The organism is Streptomyces viridosporus (assembly GCF_002078235.1).
In the GTDB taxonomy this organism is placed as follows: domain Bacteria; phylum Actinomycetota; class Actinomycetes; order Streptomycetales; family Streptomycetaceae; genus Streptomyces; species Streptomyces viridosporus.
This window is the reverse complement of the sequence record NZ_MSGP01000757.1, coordinates 1-525: the sequence shown is the minus strand read 5'-3', so window position 1 is coordinate 525 and position 525 is coordinate 1. Positions and strand designations below refer to the sequence as shown.

The 525-nt window shown below is 71.9% G+C and carries 1 pseudogene; it reads right to left on the bottom strand.

Annotation, left to right across the window (positions count from 1 at the left end):
* Window positions 1-238: 238 nt before the first annotated feature.
* A pseudogene (locus tag B7L92_RS37180) lies at window positions 239-525 on the bottom strand (lysophospholipid acyltransferase family protein); the annotation flags it as partial.

Genomic DNA, 525 nt, shown 5'->3' with positions numbered 1-525 from the left:
ACGTCACCCTCCCGCCGCTCCTGCCCGGTCTGCTCCCGGGACTGGGCATCAACGGCCAGGACGCGGAGTAGGGGCCGCGCGGCAGAGGGACCCCGCCGTACGGGGCCGGGGGCGTTCCCTTCGAGGAGCGCCCCCGGCCCCGTACGCGTGTGCTGCGGAACCGCCCCGGGAGAACACCCCACGAAACCGCCTCAGAAGAACACCGACCGCCGCTGGACCAGCAGCTTGTACAGCGTNNCGTGGGCAGCGGGATCGCGCCGAGCGGCCCCAGCCACGGGAAGGTCGGCGTCAGCGGGAAGTACGGGAAACCCAGCAGCCTCGCGAGCGTCTTCGCGTTGCCGATCATCGGGTAGATCTCCTCCGCCCCGACGATCGAGCACGGGACGATCGGGACGCCCTGGCGCAGCGCGGTGGACACGAACCCGCCCCGGCCGAACCGCTGGAGCTTGTACCGCTCCCCGAAGGGCTTGCCGATGCCCTTGAAGCCCTCCGGCATCACCCCCACCAGCTCGCCCTGGCCGAGGA